Raw genomic sequence first — 15,890 nt, forward strand, 5'->3', positions numbered from 1 at the left:
GGCGGGAGCGGGGTTTGAGTCCGGCCAGGCCCTTTTCTTTTAGGGCTTTTTTCCAGCGGTGGTAGGTGGCCCGGCTGATCCCCACCAGGGCCTGGATCTCGGGCCAGCTCACCCCGTGCTTCCTGAACGCCTCCACCTGCTTGAGCTTGCGTAGCCGTTCCTGGACCAGGGGGTCGCTGGCTCCGGCCGCTCCCAGCTCCTGGGCCTTCCTCGCTCCTTGCCATATCGCTTTGCCAACCGTGGTAAGCTGCACTTGGGGAACCTCCTTTCTTGGTTGGTTCCCCTCTTTTTATCCCAGCTTAGAGTCTCACATGTGTCCGTCCAGGTTCAGCCCAAAGGGGAACGTAACGCCAAAAGGCCCAACTTGGTGCAAATGCCCCTGACCCAGGGTTTATCCCGGCTAACCTAGGGGGGTGGAACTGGCAGGTTTAGGGGTGGCTGTTTTCCTCACCGCTGTTCTGGTGGCGGTTCACAGTGGACGGGAGCGCTGGGGCAGCGTGCCCTTCATCATGCTGCTGGCGGCCATCGGCTTGCTGGCTTTGGGGAGCGCTCTTTTTCCGGACACCCTGGGCCTTCGCTACAACCTGCTTTTTTCCCTGCAGATCGGCCTTTTGCTGCTGATAGCCCTGGATAGCCAGCGGCGCTGGCGCAGTACCCTAATGGGGTTGCTAATGATAGGGGGGCTGGTGCTGATGCTGCACGCCCTGTTGCGTGGGCTGGATATTCCCCTGCAGCAGGGCGCCCAGCCGCTGGCCGCCGCCAATGCTCGTATGGGGGCCCAGGGGCTGGCCTTGTGGCTGGGTGGGCTGGTGGCGGGGTGGCTGTACCCCCGGCTGGCGGCCCATAGCCGAGGGCGGGCCTTGGGGGTGGTGCTGCTTACACTTGGAGGGCTCGACGTGGCCCTCCTTACCACATTGGCCCGGGAGGGATGGCTTTCTCCTACAGGGAGCCTTTTGTTACAGGCCTTGCTGGTAGGGCCGCTGCTGGGGTTCTACCTCGAGCGCGCCTTCAAGCGGGGGCTAAACCCACCCAACGAGACGGTCTACACGGCCCTGCAAAGCACGGTAGAAGCCCTCACCCAGCGGGCTGAAGAGGAAATCTGGCCCCGCCTCTTACAGTCGGCGGTGCGGGTGGTGCCGGGGGCTCAGGCTGGCAGCATCCGCTTGCGGCAGGGATCGGCGTTTGTCTTTGTGGCCCAGGTAGGCTTTGGGGAAGGCATCCTAGGTCTGCGCACCAGCGAGCTCGAGGTCGCGGCCTGGCACGGTAACCCAGCCGCTTGGCGCAAGGGGCTGCCGCGCATCGCTAACCATGCCGATATCCGGCGGATTGTAGCCCAGAGCGAGGGCAACCAGCGCATTAGCCAGCAGCTCAGTGAACTGAGCCGGCACCAGATTAAACAGATTCGCTCCACCCTTTGCGTGCCCATTCTCCTAGGGGGAGAGGTGGTGGCCGAGATCAATCTGGATGCCTTTCGCGACCGGGCCTTTAGCGAAGAATCGGTGGCGATCGCCCGCCAGTATGCCCTTCAAGTGACGGTATTGCTGGCGGCGCGTCGCCAGCAGGCTGAACTCGAGGCCCGCATCCACGAGTTTGAAGTGATCGAGGCGCTAAGTGCAGCCTTGCGCGGCCTTAAGGGCACCCGGGAGATTACCAAGCGCCTAGTGCGCGAGACCATCCGCTTGATGAACTCGCAGCACGCGGCCCTTTTTCTCATCGAGCCAGATGGCGAGCAGATGCGCTGCTATGCCGCGGCGGGCTTCTTCCTCGAGTTCCGGGAAACCCCCATACCCCAAGGGCAGGGTTCGGCCTGGGCAGCCATCGAGACCCGCGCGCCTATCTGGAGCAACCAAGCCCAAAGCGACGCGCGTTCCTTTGGCTATTCCCAACACAAACTTTCAGCCTATTCCGAAATAGTAACCCCCCTTCTCAACTCCAAGGGCCAGCCGCTGGGCGTGCTGGTCTCGGCCCGCGATGGGGCTGGGGCCTACCTCGAGCGGGATGTGCGGCTGCTTCAGGTGATTGGCAATATTGCCGCCAACACCCTGGAACGGGTGCGGGCCAACGAGAGCCTCGAGGCCGAGATTGCCGAAAAAACTGCCCTCTTGGAGCTTTCCCAGTTGTTGCAAGGCAACGACCCGGCCCTGCTGGAGCTGGCCCTGGAGAAGATTCGCCAGATGGGGCAGGCTGATGGGGTCATCCTGCGGGTGCTCGAGGGCGATGCCTACCGTACCAGGGCCGTGGCTGGAGAGGTAGGCCCCGAGGTAGAAGCCCTGCTCGAGCAGTATCTGCCCCCCAGCCACCCTCTCTTGCTGCGCTTGGCCCCAGGAGAGGCCTTCCAGCTGGGCAGCACGGCTTCCCACCCCGAGCTGCAGCCCCTTTCTCGTGCGGGTATTCAGGGGCTTTACCTGATCGGCGTGGTCCACGAAGCCGAGTTGCAGGCCGGGATGGTGCTCTACCGCTGTAGGTCGGGCCCGGGTTGGGGCAGAGCAGAAAACCGTTTGCTGGAGGGGGCAGCCCAGATTCTAGGAGCCCTGCTTTTGCGCCTGGAGCGCACCCGGCAGCTCGAGGCTGCCTACGATGGGGCCTTGCGGGCCATTGGTCTGGCCCTCGAGGCCCGCGACCGCGAAACCGCGGGCCACACCGACCGGGTAGCAGCACTGGCCGAGCAGCTAGGCCGCGCTTTGGGCCTGAGCGAGACCGAACTGCGCGGTCTGCGCTGGGGGGCCTATCTGCACGATGTAGGTAAACTTACCATTCCCGACGCCATCCTGCTCAAGCCGGATCGGCTCACCCCCGAGGAGTTCCGTACCATGAAAACCCACGCCCAATTGGGCGACGACCTGGTGCGCAACCTGCCTTTTGTGCCGCTTGGGGCTCGTCAGGTAGTGCGCCACCACCATGAGCGCTGGGATGGGCGGGGCTATCCAGATGGGCTTTGTGGCGAGCAAATCCCGCTGCCGGCACGTATTTTTGCTATCTGCGATATCTTCGACGCCCTTTGCTCGGAGCGGCCCTACAAGAGCGCCATGCCCCCCGAGCAGGCCGCCCGGGAGCTTTGGCGGCTGGCCGCTCAGGGGCACCTGGATCGCCGTCTGGTGGAGGTGTTCCTCGAGCTTCAGGGGCTGGGTACGGCGCAGCAGATAGCCCAGGCCTCTGATTGAGTGTCTGTGCACACTGGAGGGGGCTTTTCCTGAGTGGGGCGCCCTTTGCGCTCTTGCTAGCTGAGTGTGTTCTATCTCCGCTGTGCGAGGGCTACAAGTCTTCCTTAGCCGTGCCAACCGCAGCCACGGGGTTGCCGGGACGGGAGGGCGGGGTTTTGGGATTTAGGTGAGCACGTTGAATCCAGGGGTCTACGGAAGCCGGTTGAGGCACGGTGTGTGATCCAGGAAGATCAGGGCGGACTCGTGCGGGGCCAGCCTCAGAGAAAGCCGCTTCAGGGAAGGTAAAACCTCCTTGCGGTTCCAGTGGTAGCCCTGTAGGGGGGTCGGCAAGCCTAGTTCAGTCAAGTCGTAGGTGCGTTGCACGGTTCTTTCACTGGGGTTGAAGGCCAAGACCGCTGCTGGACGGTGGCCGCGCACTTGTAGCAGTATCTCATCTTCCCGCCCCAGAAGGGGAAAGCGACAGGAACCCCCCGCCGAGTTGAGCAACATCGGCCACAAGGCAAGGCGCTCATCAGAAAGTTCGTCCAGTGTGTCGCTGGTGAGCATGGCTCCGCCCAGCATTCCGGCAAAAAGAGCCAGTGCGGTCTGCTCTCCTGGGTGCAGGTGGTGAAACCGTTCTCGCAATAGCACGCAGTCGGGGTCGGCTTCCCAGAGCAGGTGGTTGGCAAAGTTGCGCAAGGCCAGCCCTTGCAGGCGCTCGAGGGCATCGGGGGGCCACTCTGCCCCCACATCGCGTCCGGTACGGTTGCCCTCTACCAGTCCTACCGAGGCCCACAGCGGCATCCCACAACCCATCCAGAGGGCTTCGCCGATTTCCTCGCGGATCATCTGGGCTACCCGGTGCCAGACCTCTATGCGGCTCAGACCAGGGGTGTGGTAGGCAACCCAGTCGGGGCCGTATTCTGCACCCCAAAACATAAAATCGGTTTTGAAGTATTCGCAGCCCCAGTCGTGCCGCCAGATGCGGAAGACCGTGCGAAGGTATTCGAAGGCTTCTGGATGGGTGGCGTCCAGAATGTAGTATTCCTCGCTCTGTTTGTGCCAGCGGAACTCGCCGTAAAACCGCATCTGCACCAGGGGCTGGCCCGTCTCCAGCTCGCGCAACACCCAGTCGGGGTGTTGCCGGTAAAGCCGGCTGCGGTTTCCCACAACAAAAGGCGCGATCCACAGGCCGGGAATAAAGCCTGCGGCGCGGATATCGTCCAGCAGGGGTTTTATCCCCCGGGGAAACTGAGGCTTGACCAGGAGCCAGTCGCCCATCTCGGGGGTGAAGCCATCATCGAGCTGGAAGACCCGCATGGGCAGGCTGGCACGCTTTGCAATTTGTGCCAGACCCTGCAGGTGCTCCAGTATGCTTTCCTCGCTGATGGCAGCGTACAGGTTGTACCACGAACACCAGCCGGTGATGGGCTGGGTGGGTCTTCGGGGTGGCCTAGGCGAGGCCCGGGCTACCTGCTGGGCCCACTCACGTAGGGCTTCCTCGACCCCCGGGTGCTCAAAAATCAGCAGGCGTTCCGATTCGATGGGTTTTGATTCTTTGCGATCCCAAAGCGTTTGAATGGTGAGGGAGGTGCCTTCAAAAGTGAAGGTGTGCTGAAAGCGGTCGTGACGGTCGAAGCCCAGCACCACGCTGCCATTGCCGGTTTCGGAGAGAAGCTGGGTGTGGGCGTAACCGGTCTGATCGGCCTCGCCCAGGGTGACGTAGGCGGCCCCATCCCAACTGTGGTAGCCCTGGCGCAGGTACTTCCGGGCCCCTTCTATCTGTGCAAAACGCAGGCCAAAAGAGTCCAGCTCGAGGCCCGCAGGAAGGTTTTCCAATCCGAACTTAAGCTGCCATACCTCTCCCTCTCGCGCTGCCGATAGCCAGAACGTGGCCACATCCCCGATGTACCGCAGGCGCCAACCCGCTTCATCGCTGCGCTCCACCGCAATGCTTTGCACCTCCAGCAGCCGCCCGTTTATCACCGGCCTAGCGCCCAGCAGCTTAATCGGGCTTGCCAGCATATTCAGAGTTTTGTCGGGGTTCAGGGTAAGCTTCATGCCAACCTGACCTCAACGCCGCTTTCAGCAGACTGGCGGGCTGCGAGCGCCAGTTCCAGCGATTTCGCGCCTTCGCGCAGGGGGGTGCGGGTAGGGCCATTGGTGCGGATGGCCTGGATGAGGTCTTGCATCTGGGCCAGGTAGAGGTCGCGGCTGGACTGGATGGTCTGGCTGGGCACCCCGGGCTGGGCTGTGAAGTAAAACTGGGCCTGGTTGGTATCGCCGAATTCGGCAGTCAGGTTCTGGGCGACCAGCCTGAAATCCTTGATCCACTGGCCCGGAATGGCCCCATTGCTGGCGTAGACCACGCCGATGCTGCCATTCGGTAAGGTGCAGATGGTAGCGCTCACATCCTCAGCAGTGTAGCCGGGCGTTTGCTGGTGGAAGAGGTTGGCCTGTTTGGCGTATACAGTGCAGGGCTCACCCATCAGGTAGCGCATCAGGTCGAACATGTGAATCACCTGCTCGACCAGCTGGCCCCCAGACTTTTCCTTGTCGCGCCACCAGGGAGCGTGCAGCGCGTTGCAGAAGTAGCGGGCGCTGAAGAGTCCGATGGGGCCGCTGTCCAGGGTACGCAGGTATTCCAGCGCCTCACCAAAGCGATACATGAAGCCCACCTGGGTCTTGATGCCGGCTTTTTCGCTGGCCTCGACCATCTGCCAGGCTTTTTCTCTGCTGAGCGCGATGGGTTTTTCCATCAGCAGGTGTAGACCGCGTCGGGTGGCATGTTCTACCTCGTCGGTGTGACCATAGGGTGGCAGGCAGATGATGAGAATATCCAGGTCGGTAGACTCCAGCATCTCGGAGTGATGGGTGAAGACCTGGGCCTGGCCCGCGCTATACTGGGCCGACAATTCCTGAGCTTTCCAGGCGTTGCGGTCGCAGCAAGCTACCAGCTCGACTTGGCTCGATAGCTGCTGTAGTACCTGCGCGTGGCGCTTGGCAAAGCCACCGCAGCCGAGGATGGCGGTTTTGAGGGGTTTCATGGGAACTCCAGAACGACCTGTACGGCCTCACCGGGTTGCTGGTCGAGGAGTTGGTAGGCCGCTGCAATTTGCTCGAACGGAAAGGTATGGGTGATGAGGGGAAGCAGTTGCAGTCTTCCTTGGGCTGCCAGTTGCATGATGGTCTGTTCCTGCCGCAGCCGATCCCAGCGGTGGGCCAGGCGCGGGCTAATGCCTTGGGTCTGGGAGGATACCAGTTCGATGCGGTTGTGGTGGAACTCTTCGCCCAGCCGCAGGCCCATCCCCTCTCCTTGCAAGAAGCCGGCCGCGACCACCCTCGAGTTATACGCGGTGGCCCGGATGGCTTCGTGCAGCGCAGCATACGAGCCGCTTAGCTCCAAACTGACATCGGCCCCGCGCCCCTGGGTCAGATCTTTGATGGCTTTTCCCGGGTGGGTCTGGCGGAAGTCAATGAGGTGCTCTGCACCGAGTTGGCGGGCCAGGTTCAGTCTTTTCTCGAGGCCATCCACCGCAATTACCGTTGCTCCACTCAGCCGGGCAAGTTGCAGGGCAATTAACCCCAGTACGCCCATGCCGAAGAGGGCCACTACCTCGCCTAGGTGGATATCCGCGTCGTGTACTGCATTGAGTGCGACCGCTCCGATACGGGCGAATACGCCCAGGCGAGGGTCGACCCCCTCGGGCATGACCCTGGACGCGGTCTGGGACCCTGCTAGAACCACATGGCTGCGATGGCCCCAGGAGCCCCAAACCCTCTGCCCGATCCGAACCCCCCTGACCTCCGAGCCGACCTCCACCACCTCGCCCACCTGTTCGTAGCCTACGCCCCTAAGCGGATAGGCCGGGCCGGGCCGATCCTCCAAGAAAAGCCGCCGCGCCGCGTCGAAGCGCTTGTGCAGGTAGGGGTTGCTGCCCCGGTACTGGGTCAGTTCGGTGCCCGCGCTGATGCCGGAGAAGAGCGTCCGAAGGCGCACCTCATCGGGCTGCAGCGGCGGGTCGGGGGTGTCCTCGAGGGCAACCTGTCCAGGGGCGGTGAACACGATTTGTCGTCCCATGGCTCCTTTCTCACCTCGTCTATGGTGCTGGGGGTTGCTGCCGGTGTACACGGAACCCACATCAAAGTGCCGAGTGGGCAGCGGAGGTGGCCCGGCTCCAGACCAGGTAGATAGCCGCCGTCCAGGAAAATGCTCGGCCCCCCAGGCCCTGGCCAGTCAGGGGGTGGTAGTACTCGCTGAAGCCAGCGCGGCGGGCCAGCTCGAGGGTATCCTGGCGGATGCGCTCAGCTATCTGCTCGTGGCCGTACTCGCGAAATCCCAGGGCGATGAGGTAGTTGACCACCGCCCAGACCGGGCCACGCCAGTAGCGCTGGGGCTCAAAGTAGGGGCTTTGGGGGTCGGTGCTGGGAACCAGGTAGCGCACCTGGCTGGCCCAGCCCTGCAGGGTATGCAGCAGGCGCTCGGCCCGCTCTGGGCTGGCTGTGCCGGCGTAGAGGGGCAGGAAGGAAGCCGAGACCCCCACCTGGATGGGCTCACCGCTGACCAGATCGCGGTTGAAGTAAAGCCCTGCTTCCTCATCCCAGAGGCCCTCAATACCCTGCTGGCTGGCCTCGAGCCAGCCCGCGATCTCGGCCTGGTGGTCGAAGCCAAGCCGCTGGGAAAGCCACAGTAGATCGCGGTTAGCCCGGTGTAGCACGCAGTCGATCAGCAAGCTGGCCACCCGGAAGGGGCATTCACAGAGCAAGCGGAGCTGGTCGAAGCCAGCCCGCTTGTAGACCTCGAGCAGGGTCAGGAAGCGGTCGTATTCGGCCTGGTGGGGGCGCTGGCTGGGGTCCACATGGGCGGTGTCACGGCGGGTGTAAGGCGGTAAGGCGGGGTCTACCGCTACCCTGGCGAGGGCCTGGTCCCAGGCCGGGCTGTTGTCGGCCCCGGTCTCCCAGGGGTGCAGCACGGTGACGAGGCCGGTGTTGTCTGGGTCGCGCTCGCGTTTGAACCAACGGTGGTAGGCCAGGATGTGGGGGTAGAGGCTTTTAGCTTCGGCCTCAGCCAGGGCCTGGTTCTGAGCCTGCTCCAGCATCCAGCGCACGAAGGTGGCCACCACTGGCGGCTGGGTGATGGCCGAGGTGGGCGGGATGTGCGCCACCCCCCAACGCTCGGGGCCGGGGAAGTAGGTGGGCTCGGGACGGTGAAAGACGATGTGGGGCAGCATTCCGTTCTCCCACTGCCCGCGGAACAGGGTCTTTAGCTCCTGCCAGGCCCGCCCCTCGTCGAACTGCATCCAGCCCAAGGCGGTGAACCCAGCGTCCCAGAGCCATTGAAAGGGATAAAGCCCAGCAGTGGGGATGGTAAAGCCCCCCCGGTCGTTGGCTAGCAGGATGCGCCGGGCTTCTTGCTCGAGGGATTCCTGGGTTGGCATAGCTACCTCGCTGTAAGGGCCTGGCCGCTGGTGGGCTCGAGCCAGCGCAACCGGCCTGGTTGGGGCTTGAGCCAGATGGTTTGTCCAGGGCGGACGGCAAAATCGGGGGGCACAGTGGCCTTGAGGAGCTGTTCACCGAAGCGCAGGGTCAGCAGCAGGTGGGGTCCCAAAGGCTCCACCACCAGCACCTCGGCGGGGAAGCTCTGTGGCCGCTGGTCGGTGTAGACTTCGAAGTCCTCGGGCCGTACTCCCAGCAGTACCTCTGCCCCGGACACCTCGCTGGGTAGCGCCAGAACCAACGAGGCCAGTCGGGCTTGCTGTCCCTCCACTGGTAGGCGCAGAAAGTTCATAGGTGGGCTGCCGATGAACCCTCCTACAAAGGTGTTGGCTGGCTCCTGGTAGACCTTCATGGGCTGGTCGTACTGCACTATTTGGCCGGCATTCATCACCGCGATACGGTCAGCTAGGCTCATAGCTTCCACCTGGTCGTGGGTTACATAGAGAGTGGTGGTGCGGCTCTCAGCCAAAAGCCGCTTGAGTTCGGCCCGCATTTCCAGTCGTAGCAAAGCATCCAGGTTGGACAAAGGCTCGTCCATCAAGAGCACCTCCGGCTCCACCGCCAAAGCCCGAGCTACTGCTACCCGCTGGCGCTGGCCGCCAGAGAGCTGAGCGGGGTAGCGCCCTAGCAGGTTCTCAATGTGCATTAGGGTAGCGGCCTGTTCCACCTTGGCCTTGATTTTTTCGGCGGGAGCTTTCTGCATTCGCAGGCCAAAGGCGATATTCTCGAAGACGGTTAGGTGGGGGAAAACCGCGTAGTTTTGGAAGACCATGGCGACTCGACGCGAGCGGGGGGGCAGTCCACTTACCTCTCGCTCGCCGATCCAGACCCGGCCCCTATCAGCCTGCTCGAGGCCGGCTATGATGCGCAAAAGAGTGGTCTTGCCACAACCCGAAGGCCCCAAAAGCACCACGAACTCCTGATCGCGCACCTCGAGCGAGACCCCGCTCAGGGCCTTGAACTTGCCAAAACTCTTTTCGATGTTCTCTACTCGGATTCCAGCCATAAACCTCCTAGCGGTTGGCGATGCCCCATAAGGTAAAGAGGTAGCGCCGGATGAGGAAGATGAAGACCAAAGCTGGTACAATCAGGAAAAAGCCCCCGGCAAAGCGAAAGGGCAGAGGGGAGTCGTTGAGCGAAGCCAGTAGGAAAGCGGGCAAGGTACGCTCACGCAGAGTCAGGAGAGTGGCGGCAAAAACCTCGTTCCACGATATGACGAAGGCAAAAATGGCAGTGGCGGCCAGACCCGGTAGGGCTAGGGGTAGCACCACTCGTAGGAAGGCTTGGATGCGATTGCAGCCTAGGGTCCAGGCAGCTTCTTCTAGTTCCTTGGGTATGCCTAAGAAGAGGCTGCTGGTCACCAGTACTGCAAACGGCAGGGCTAATGCAGTGTGTACCAGGGCCACACCAAAGGGGGTGTCGTAGATGCCCAACTGTAAAAACCGAACCGCCAGCGGTATGGCCAGGATGGCCAGGGGAAAGGCCCGGGTCATTAGGATGAGTAAGCGATAGGCATCGGCTCCAGCAAAGCGGTAGCGGGCTAGGGCGTAGCCGGCTGGTGCTCCCAACAAAACCGAGAAGACCAGGGTCATGCCGGCCACCGCTAGGCTGTTTCGGATGGCCTTCCAGACCCCCTCCACGCCAAAGAAAAAGGCCAGAGTCTCCAAGGAGAACTGTTGGGGCAAAAGCCCCTTGGGCCAGGCGAACACCGAAGAGCGGTCGCTAAAGGCCAGCGCGGCGATGAGAAAGATCGGCAGGAGCACCCAGACCACTAGCACCCCAGCCAGAAGCATGTAAAGCCAACCTGGTTTCATCCCACAGCCTCCTGCTTTGTGCGCATCAAGCGCAGATACAGCAATGTGGCTGCCACTGAGATGCCCAGGATAAGCACCGCATAGGCTGCAGCCACACCTGGGTTTTGATAAGCGTTGTACCAGTAGTAGGCTTCCCCGGCCAGCACCGGCAGATTGCGCCCCCCCAGTGCCACTACCACCGCAAAGACCTCGAGGGCCAGAATGGTGCGTAGGATCAGGGCCACCTGCAGACTGGGCCTGAGCAAGGGTAGCGTGACCTTCCAGAAGCGCTGCCACGGGGTCGCTCCAAAGACCTCAGCAGCCTCGCCGTACTCTTTGGGGATAAGTTGCAAACCGGCCACTAGAATCACAAACACAATCGCCGTAGCTCGCCAGACCTCAGCTGCCACTACCGCTAGGAAAATCATCCAAGGGGTCTCGTAGCTAAGCCACAGTTGTGGTTGTTGGATCACCCCCACCGCCTGCAGGAAGCTGTTGAGGTAACCTCGTTCGGTGAAAATGGCCAGCCACACAATGCCTGCAGCCAGGTCGGAAATGCCCAGAGGAATGGTCCACACATACAAAAACAAGTCGCGACCTTTGGCGATGCTCCCTAGGAGCAAGGCCATTCCCAAGGCCAGCCCCACCTGCAAAGGGACGATGGTCAGGGTTAGGAGCAGGGTGTATTTGAGCGCATCCTTGAAATAAAGGTCGGCAGCCATGCGCTGGAAGTGCTCGAGAGTCCATCCGCTGCTGTTGCGCACAGAGAGGAGCAGAGCTTCGAGCAGGGGCCAGGCGAACAAGAACAGCAAAAACACCACACTCGGCAACACGAGCACGTAAGGGATGTACCGCTCACTTCGCATCGGAATCCTTTTGGGGAAGGGGCCGGTAGTTCAAAGCACCGACCCCTTTCGTTTTAGGCGCACACTGTTGAAACCACAGCTTTGCCAACCACTAGGTGAGGTGGTATCTTCCGCGCTTTAGTCCACCGGACAAGCTCCGCTACTGGCCGGGTCGGGTGACCAGCAAGGCGCCCTGGTTTCGTTCATGATGCGGCGTAGGTTGGCCGCCTCGCTGTCGAGTACCCGGCGTACATCCTCGTTGCGCAACACGATGCGGGCAAAGGTGTCCTGGAAGACCTTGTTATACTCGCCACCCCGGGCACCTAGGCCCACCGGCAGCAGGCTGGGCAGGGCCACGTTGCTCTGGGCCTGCCGTGCGATGGCGTCAGCGCCCATGCGGATGCCTTGGGGTAGGTTGTCGGGCAGGCGCACCTGGATGACTGGGAAGAAACCGTTTTGTACCAGGGTGGTGACCTGCACCTCGGGGCGGGTCAGGTACTCGATTAGAGCCACCGCCGTACTCCGGTTAGGACTGCCTTTGGGAATGGCCAGCCCAGCCAGTACCGGCATGAAGCCTCGGCCATAGGGCCCAATAGGGGCGGGGAAGGCCACAAAGTCGTTGGGACGTTGGTTTAGAGCGTCGCGTAACCGAGCGATGTGATCCCAGGCGATCCAGACCTCACCGGAAAGCAGCGGCTCCTGCATGAAGTCGTAGGTGGTGGACTGGGGGTTGACATGCTGCCAGAGGCTCTTGAACTCGAGCCACATACTTTCGGCCTCAGCGCTCCTGAACTTGGTTACCGCGCTCTTGGTGTACGAGGGATAGAGATACCCCTGGGTAAAGCGGTGCATTAGCCCCCGGGGGCCAGCCGGGAAGCCTAGCATGCGCCGACCGGTGGCCCGCTGAACATTGGCCGCCCACTCCTTGAGCTGGGAGTAGGTGAGGGTGTTCAGGTTAGCCCCTGCCGGTAGATACTGCAAAGCCTGGCGATTGGCCACCATGATGTAGGTGGCCTGCATCCAGGGGATGTATATCTGATTTGGGGTGCCCATCTTGCCCAGGCTTACAAAGGTCGGGGAGAAGCGGCGGTTTTGCAGTTGGTTCATTACGTCGTCCAGGGTATCTAGAGCTCCTGCCGCTACCAGCGGGGGAAAGTCGCCGTGCAGTCCTCCGGCTAGGCCCACGTTCACCCGTCCGGCCCGCACCTCGGAGAGGATGCGGTTGGTGAAGGGGGCGTTGTCCTCGGGAATGAACTCCACCCGCCCCTGGAAGTCCCTGAGGATGACCTGCCGCATGCGCTGGGCCTCCTCGATAGGGGTGAACTGCGTAGAGACGAACAGCAGGCTGGCTGCTTGCTGAGCCCACACCGCCGATAGAACCAGCAGGGCCCCGCTCAAACCCAACCAAATCCACTTGCCTTTTCTCATGCCTACCTCCTTTTATCTTGTCGGGGGTCCGTCCGACCCCCGCAGCACCAACTCTGGTACCCAGACCTCCTGCAATGTTCCGGCATCTTTGCCTTCCAACTGATCCAGCAGCATCTCCACCAACCTGCGTCCCGCCTCGCGGAAGGGCTGGTGCACGGTGGAAAGAGGGGGATCGGTGTACTGGGCCTGGGGGATGTCGTCGTAGCCGATAACGGAAACCTCCCGTCCAGGCCGAAGCCCGCGTTCGCGCAAAGCCCGCAGTACGCCAATGGCCATCAGGTCGTTGGCGCAGAGAATGGCCGTGGGAGGGAGTTCGCCTAGCAGCAATTGGGCCAGACGGTAGCCGCTTTCCTCACTCAGATCGCCTTCTAGAATCCATTCTGGCCGCAGCGCAACCCCGGCCTCAGCCAGGGCGAGCTGGAAGCCCTCCAGACGGTGTTGGGCAAAGTTAAACTCGTTCGGCGCACCAATAAAGGCAATTTCCCGGTGACCAAGCTGCAACAGGTGACGGGTGGCCCGGTAAAAGCCCTGTCGGCCATCCACGTCGAGGTAGGCATAGGGGGTTTTGATCTGGTCGCTACGCCCATGGGCTACAAAGGGAACACCCTGCTCCAGCAGGTAGGCGATGCGGGTGTCGTACAACCGGGTACGGGCCACCACCAGCCCATCCACCCGCTTGCCCTCTACCAGGCGCTTATAGCAGGCTAGCTCGTCCTCATGGGGAGGGCAGGTGGCTACCAGCAGGTCCAGCCCCACCCCCGCAAGGCCCTCGCCCAGCCCTGTCAGTAATTCCAGGAAAAATGAATCAGCAAAGCGCCCTGGGGGAGAGGGGATGACCAAGCCCACGGTTTCTGCTCGCCCTTTGCGTAGGCGCTTGCCGTTGGGGTTGGGGCGGTAGCCCAGCCGCTCGGCCACTTCCAGCACTCGCTGCCGGGTCTTGAGGCTAACCCGCTTTGGGTCGTTGAGCACCCTCGAGACCGTGGCAATGGAAACCCCAGCCTCGGCGGCCACGCGGCGGATGTCAGCTGAGGAACGATTGGTAGACATGGGCAAACCTCAAAAAACAACGCCTTTCTAAACTCCTTGATGTAAACGTTTTCCAAACGATACTACACCCTTCTGTTTTTGGCAAGCCCCCATAGCCTGCTTCCAGGCCAAGGCTTTAGGATGGGGGTATGAAGCAAAACCTCACCCTCGAGGCTGCCCTGGAAATCGTACTGGAACAAGCCAAGCCGCTAGAGGAGGTGGAGCAGCTACCGCTAACGGCGGCTTATGGGGGGGTTCTGGGGGCGGACCTGCTCTCTAAGGTCAGTCACCCCGATACCGACGACACAGCGGTGGACGGCTACGCCTGCCGGGCTGCCGACAGCCAAGGGGCAGGGGTGGGCAACCCGGTGAGGCTGAAGGTAGTGGGGCAGTCGCCCGCGGGTAAGCCCTTTGCTGGAGGGATAGGCCCTGGTGAAGCCGTGCAGGTCTTTACCGGAGCACCCCTCCCTAAGGGAGCGGACGCCGTAATTCGGGTGGAAGACACGTTACGGGAGGGCGATTTTGTCTGGTTGATGAAACCGGCCTCGAGCACAGATATCCGGCACAAGGGCGACGACCTGGTGATGGGGCAGGTTTATTTGCGCAAAGGTGATTTTCTTACCCCGGGCCGGGTTGGGCTGGCCGCGGCCATGGGCTACGACCGCCTGCCGGTTATCCGGCGGCCCCGGGTGGGGGTACTGGCCACCGGCGACGAGGTGGTGGAGCCGGGAAGGCCCCTGCCCTATGGCGGCGTTTACAACTCTAATAGCTACTCGGTGGCTGGGCTCGTAGAGGAAGCCGGGGCGGAGGCGGTGCTGCTTCCCAAGCTGGCTGACGATGTGGAGAGGTTGCGCCTTCAGCTACAACAGACCGGCCCGCTCGATCTGCTGGTCACCACCGGGGGTGTCTCGATGGGTGAGTACGACATTGTACGCCAACTCCTCGAGCGCGAGGGGGAGATTCTTTTTTGGAAGGTTCGGATTCAACCCGGAGGCCCGCTGTTATTTGCCACTTGGAACGGTCTGCCCCTGATGGGCCTGCCGGGCAACCCCGTCTCGGCTATGGTCACTTTTTTGCTCTTCGGACGCCCTTTTATCTTCAAACGGTTGGGGCGCAACGACCCTCCCTACCACCGGCTCCAGGCCCTTGCTGAGAGTGCCTTTGAGGCTAACCCCACCCGCCAGGCCTACCGCCGGGCCATCCTGCGCTGGGAAGGGGGAGGGTTTCGCGCGGTCAGCACCGGTAACCAGTCCAGTGCGGTGTTGCGTTCGATGGCGGTGGGGAATGCCCTGGTGGTTCTCGAGGCTGGACGCTCGGCCCGGGTGGGGGATGTGGTGGAGGTGATTCCGTTTCCTGGCTCGGCAGGGTGTTGGCGGTAATGTTTTGGTAATGGCCCTGTACTAGCCTTAGACCAGGAGGAAGGAGGACACCCCATGGGGTTTTGGAGGGGGTGGCACTCTGGAACCTTGTGGGGTTGGCCCAAGCACTCGACCAGCGTGTGGCCACCGCACGCGACAGAGGAGGAAGGTATGTTGACCCGCTTTGACCCGTGGCGTGAGCTGGAGAACATGCGCAAAGAGATCGAGCGCCTCTTCGATGAAAGTTTGTTCCGTCGTGCCCTTCCGTCGGATAGAGAGGTTGCAACCATGCCCCTCGACATCTACGAAGAGGGCAACAATCTAGTGGTCAAGGCCTCGATTCCCGGCATCCGGCCCGAGGACATCAAGGTAGAGCTGCGGGGGGATGTGCTGCGCATCTACGGGGAAAGCAAAGCGCAGGAGGAAAAGAAGGAGCGCAACTACCACCTGCGCGAACACCGCTACAACCGCTTCGAGCGCAGTGGTGTGCTGGCCGACAAGGCCGAGGCGGTGTTCGAAAATGGGGTTAGGACTTACGCAGTTGGCTGAAGGATGTGGAGGGGATGGGCGAGATAACTTCGTATTGCCTCGCGAACAATGGACGCCTTGGCCTCGTACCAGCTCACCCCCCTGCGCAGCCGGTAGACCTCCAGCCGGAGGAAGGCCCGCAAAGCCAGGAGGAGGTGCCGCAGGATGGAGACCGCCTTCCTCACCTGGGCCCGCTCCACCCCACAGCACTGCTTGAGCCCCCGATGGTACACTTCGATCCCCCATCCTTGCCGCTCTAACTCCGCCCGCTTCTCT

General features: G+C 62.1%; 13 protein-coding genes and 1 pseudogene. 3 read left to right on the forward strand and 11 right to left on the reverse strand.

The features are described 5' to 3' along the window. Nucleotides 1-253: helix-turn-helix domain-containing protein (locus G552_RS0110940; protein ID WP_027883077.1), on the reverse strand; the 253-nt coding region annotated here is incomplete at its 3' end. A gap of 160 nt (nt 254-413) precedes the next feature. On the opposite strand from G552_RS0110940, the gene G552_RS16795 reads away from it, so the two are divergent. Beyond that, a complete protein-coding gene (locus G552_RS16795; RefSeq protein WP_245575179.1) occupies nt 414-3,161 on the forward strand; it encodes an HD domain-containing phosphohydrolase in 2,748 nt (915 codons plus the stop codon). A gap of 189 nt (nt 3,162-3,350) precedes the next feature. Here the strand turns inward: G552_RS16795 and G552_RS15870 are convergent, their stop codons facing one another. The 9 genes from G552_RS15870 to G552_RS0111000 all read right to left on the reverse strand — a co-directional run bounded on the left by G552_RS15870 (nt 3,351) and on the right by G552_RS0111000 (nt 13,749). Then, on the reverse strand, nt 3,351-5,201 hold the full coding sequence (locus G552_RS15870; RefSeq protein WP_084640428.1) for a glycoside hydrolase family 36 protein: 1,851 nt from the start codon (nt 5,199-5,201) through the stop codon (nt 3,351-3,353). Continuing rightward, entirely contained in the window at nt 5,198-6,187 is a 990-nt protein-coding gene (locus tag G552_RS0110965) for a Gfo/Idh/MocA family protein (RefSeq protein WP_027883079.1), read from the reverse strand. Before G552_RS0110965 ends, G552_RS15870 begins: the two co-directional genes overlap by 4 nt. Further along, nucleotides 6,184-7,221: a zinc-binding dehydrogenase gene (locus G552_RS0110970; RefSeq protein ID WP_027883080.1), complete on the reverse strand. Its 1,038-nt coding sequence runs from the start codon at nt 7,219-7,221 to the stop codon at nt 6,184-6,186. Before G552_RS0110970 ends, G552_RS0110965 begins: the two co-directional genes overlap by 4 nt. Before the next feature lie 61 nt (nt 7,222-7,282). Next, a complete protein-coding gene (locus G552_RS0110975) occupies nt 7,283-8,578 on the reverse strand; it encodes an amylo-alpha-1,6-glucosidase (protein ID WP_027883081.1) in 1,296 nt (431 codons plus the stop codon). Between the two features lie 2 nt (nt 8,579-8,580). Continuing rightward, nucleotides 8,581-9,642: an ABC transporter ATP-binding protein gene (locus G552_RS0110980; RefSeq protein WP_027883082.1), complete on the reverse strand. Its 1,062-nt coding sequence runs from the start codon at nt 9,640-9,642 to the stop codon at nt 8,581-8,583. Nucleotides 9,643-9,649: 7 nt separating this feature from the next. Further along, nucleotides 9,650-10,450, reverse strand: coding sequence for a carbohydrate ABC transporter permease (locus tag G552_RS0110985; protein ID WP_027883083.1), 801 nt, complete (start codon nt 10,448-10,450; stop codon nt 9,650-9,652). Continuing rightward, complete coding sequence (locus G552_RS0110990) at nt 10,447-11,295, reverse strand: carbohydrate ABC transporter permease (RefSeq protein WP_027883084.1); 849 nt, start codon at nt 11,293-11,295, stop codon at nt 10,447-10,449. The genes G552_RS0110985 and G552_RS0110990 overlap by 4 nt, the downstream gene beginning before the upstream one ends. 117 nt (nt 11,296-11,412) lie before the next feature. Then, nucleotides 11,413-12,702 carry an ABC transporter substrate-binding protein gene (locus tag G552_RS0110995; protein ID WP_027883085.1) on the reverse strand — a complete coding sequence of 430 codons (1,290 nt, stop codon included), beginning with the start codon at nt 12,700-12,702 and terminating at the stop codon, nt 11,413-11,415. 12 nt (nt 12,703-12,714) lie between these two features. Next, nucleotides 12,715-13,749, reverse strand: coding sequence for a LacI family DNA-binding transcriptional regulator (locus tag G552_RS0111000; RefSeq protein WP_027883086.1), 1,035 nt, complete (start codon nt 13,747-13,749; stop codon nt 12,715-12,717). Nucleotides 13,750-13,877: 128 nt separating this feature from the next. Between G552_RS0111000 and G552_RS0111005 the strand changes: the two genes are divergently transcribed. Continuing rightward, the gene (locus G552_RS0111005) at nt 13,878-15,107 is read left to right on the forward strand and encodes a molybdopterin molybdotransferase MoeA (RefSeq protein WP_027883087.1); all 1,230 of its coding nucleotides are present in this window, start codon (nt 13,878-13,880) and stop codon (nt 15,105-15,107) included. Between the two features lie 150 nt (nt 15,108-15,257). Then, nucleotides 15,258-15,635, forward strand: a complete 378-nt coding sequence (locus tag G552_RS15290) for an Hsp20/alpha crystallin family protein (protein WP_051195783.1) — start codon at nt 15,258-15,260, stop codon at nt 15,633-15,635. Here G552_RS15290 and G552_RS0111015 read toward each other — a convergent pair. Further along, nucleotides 15,620-15,890: pseudogene (locus G552_RS0111015) on the reverse strand (IS701 family transposase); the annotation flags it as partial. The gene G552_RS15290 and the pseudogene G552_RS0111015 sit on opposite strands and share 16 nt — an antisense overlap.

Source organism: Meiothermus rufus DSM 22234, from assembly GCF_000423425.1.
Lineage (GTDB): Bacteria > Deinococcota > Deinococci > Deinococcales > Thermaceae > Meiothermus > Meiothermus rufus.

Coding starts and splice junctions, on each gene's coding strand:
- G552_RS15870 (WP_084640428.1), bottom strand. CDS start 5,201: ATGAAGCTTACCCTGAACCCCGACAAAACTCTGAATATGCTGGCAAGC.
- G552_RS0110965 (WP_027883079.1), bottom strand. CDS start 6,187: ATGAAACCCCTCAAAACCGCCATCCTCGGCTGCGGTGGCTTTGCCAAG.
- G552_RS0110970 (WP_027883080.1), bottom strand. CDS start 7,221: ATGGGACGACAAATCGTGTTCACCGCCCCTGGACAGGTTGCCCTCGAG.
- G552_RS0110975 (WP_027883081.1), bottom strand. CDS start 8,578: ATGCCAACCCAGGAATCCCTCGAGCAAGAAGCCCGGCGCATCCTGCTA.
- G552_RS0110980 (WP_027883082.1), bottom strand. CDS start 9,642: ATGGCTGGAATCCGAGTAGAGAACATCGAAAAGAGTTTTGGCAAGTTC.
- G552_RS0110985 (WP_027883083.1), bottom strand. CDS start 10,450: ATGAAACCAGGTTGGCTTTACATGCTTCTGGCTGGGGTGCTAGTGGTC.
- G552_RS0110990 (WP_027883084.1), bottom strand. CDS start 11,295: ATGCGAAGTGAGCGGTACATCCCTTACGTGCTCGTGTTGCCGAGTGTG.
- G552_RS0110995 (WP_027883085.1), bottom strand. CDS start 12,702: ATGAGAAAAGGCAAGTGGATTTGGTTGGGTTTGAGCGGGGCCCTGCTG.
- G552_RS0111000 (WP_027883086.1), bottom strand. CDS start 13,749: ATGTCTACCAATCGTTCCTCAGCTGACATCCGCCGCGTGGCCGCCGAG.
- G552_RS0111005 (WP_027883087.1), top strand. CDS start 13,878: ATGAAGCAAAACCTCACCCTCGAGGCTGCCCTGGAAATCGTACTGGAA.
- G552_RS15290 (WP_051195783.1), top strand. CDS start 15,258: ATGTTGACCCGCTTTGACCCGTGGCGTGAGCTGGAGAACATGCGCAAA.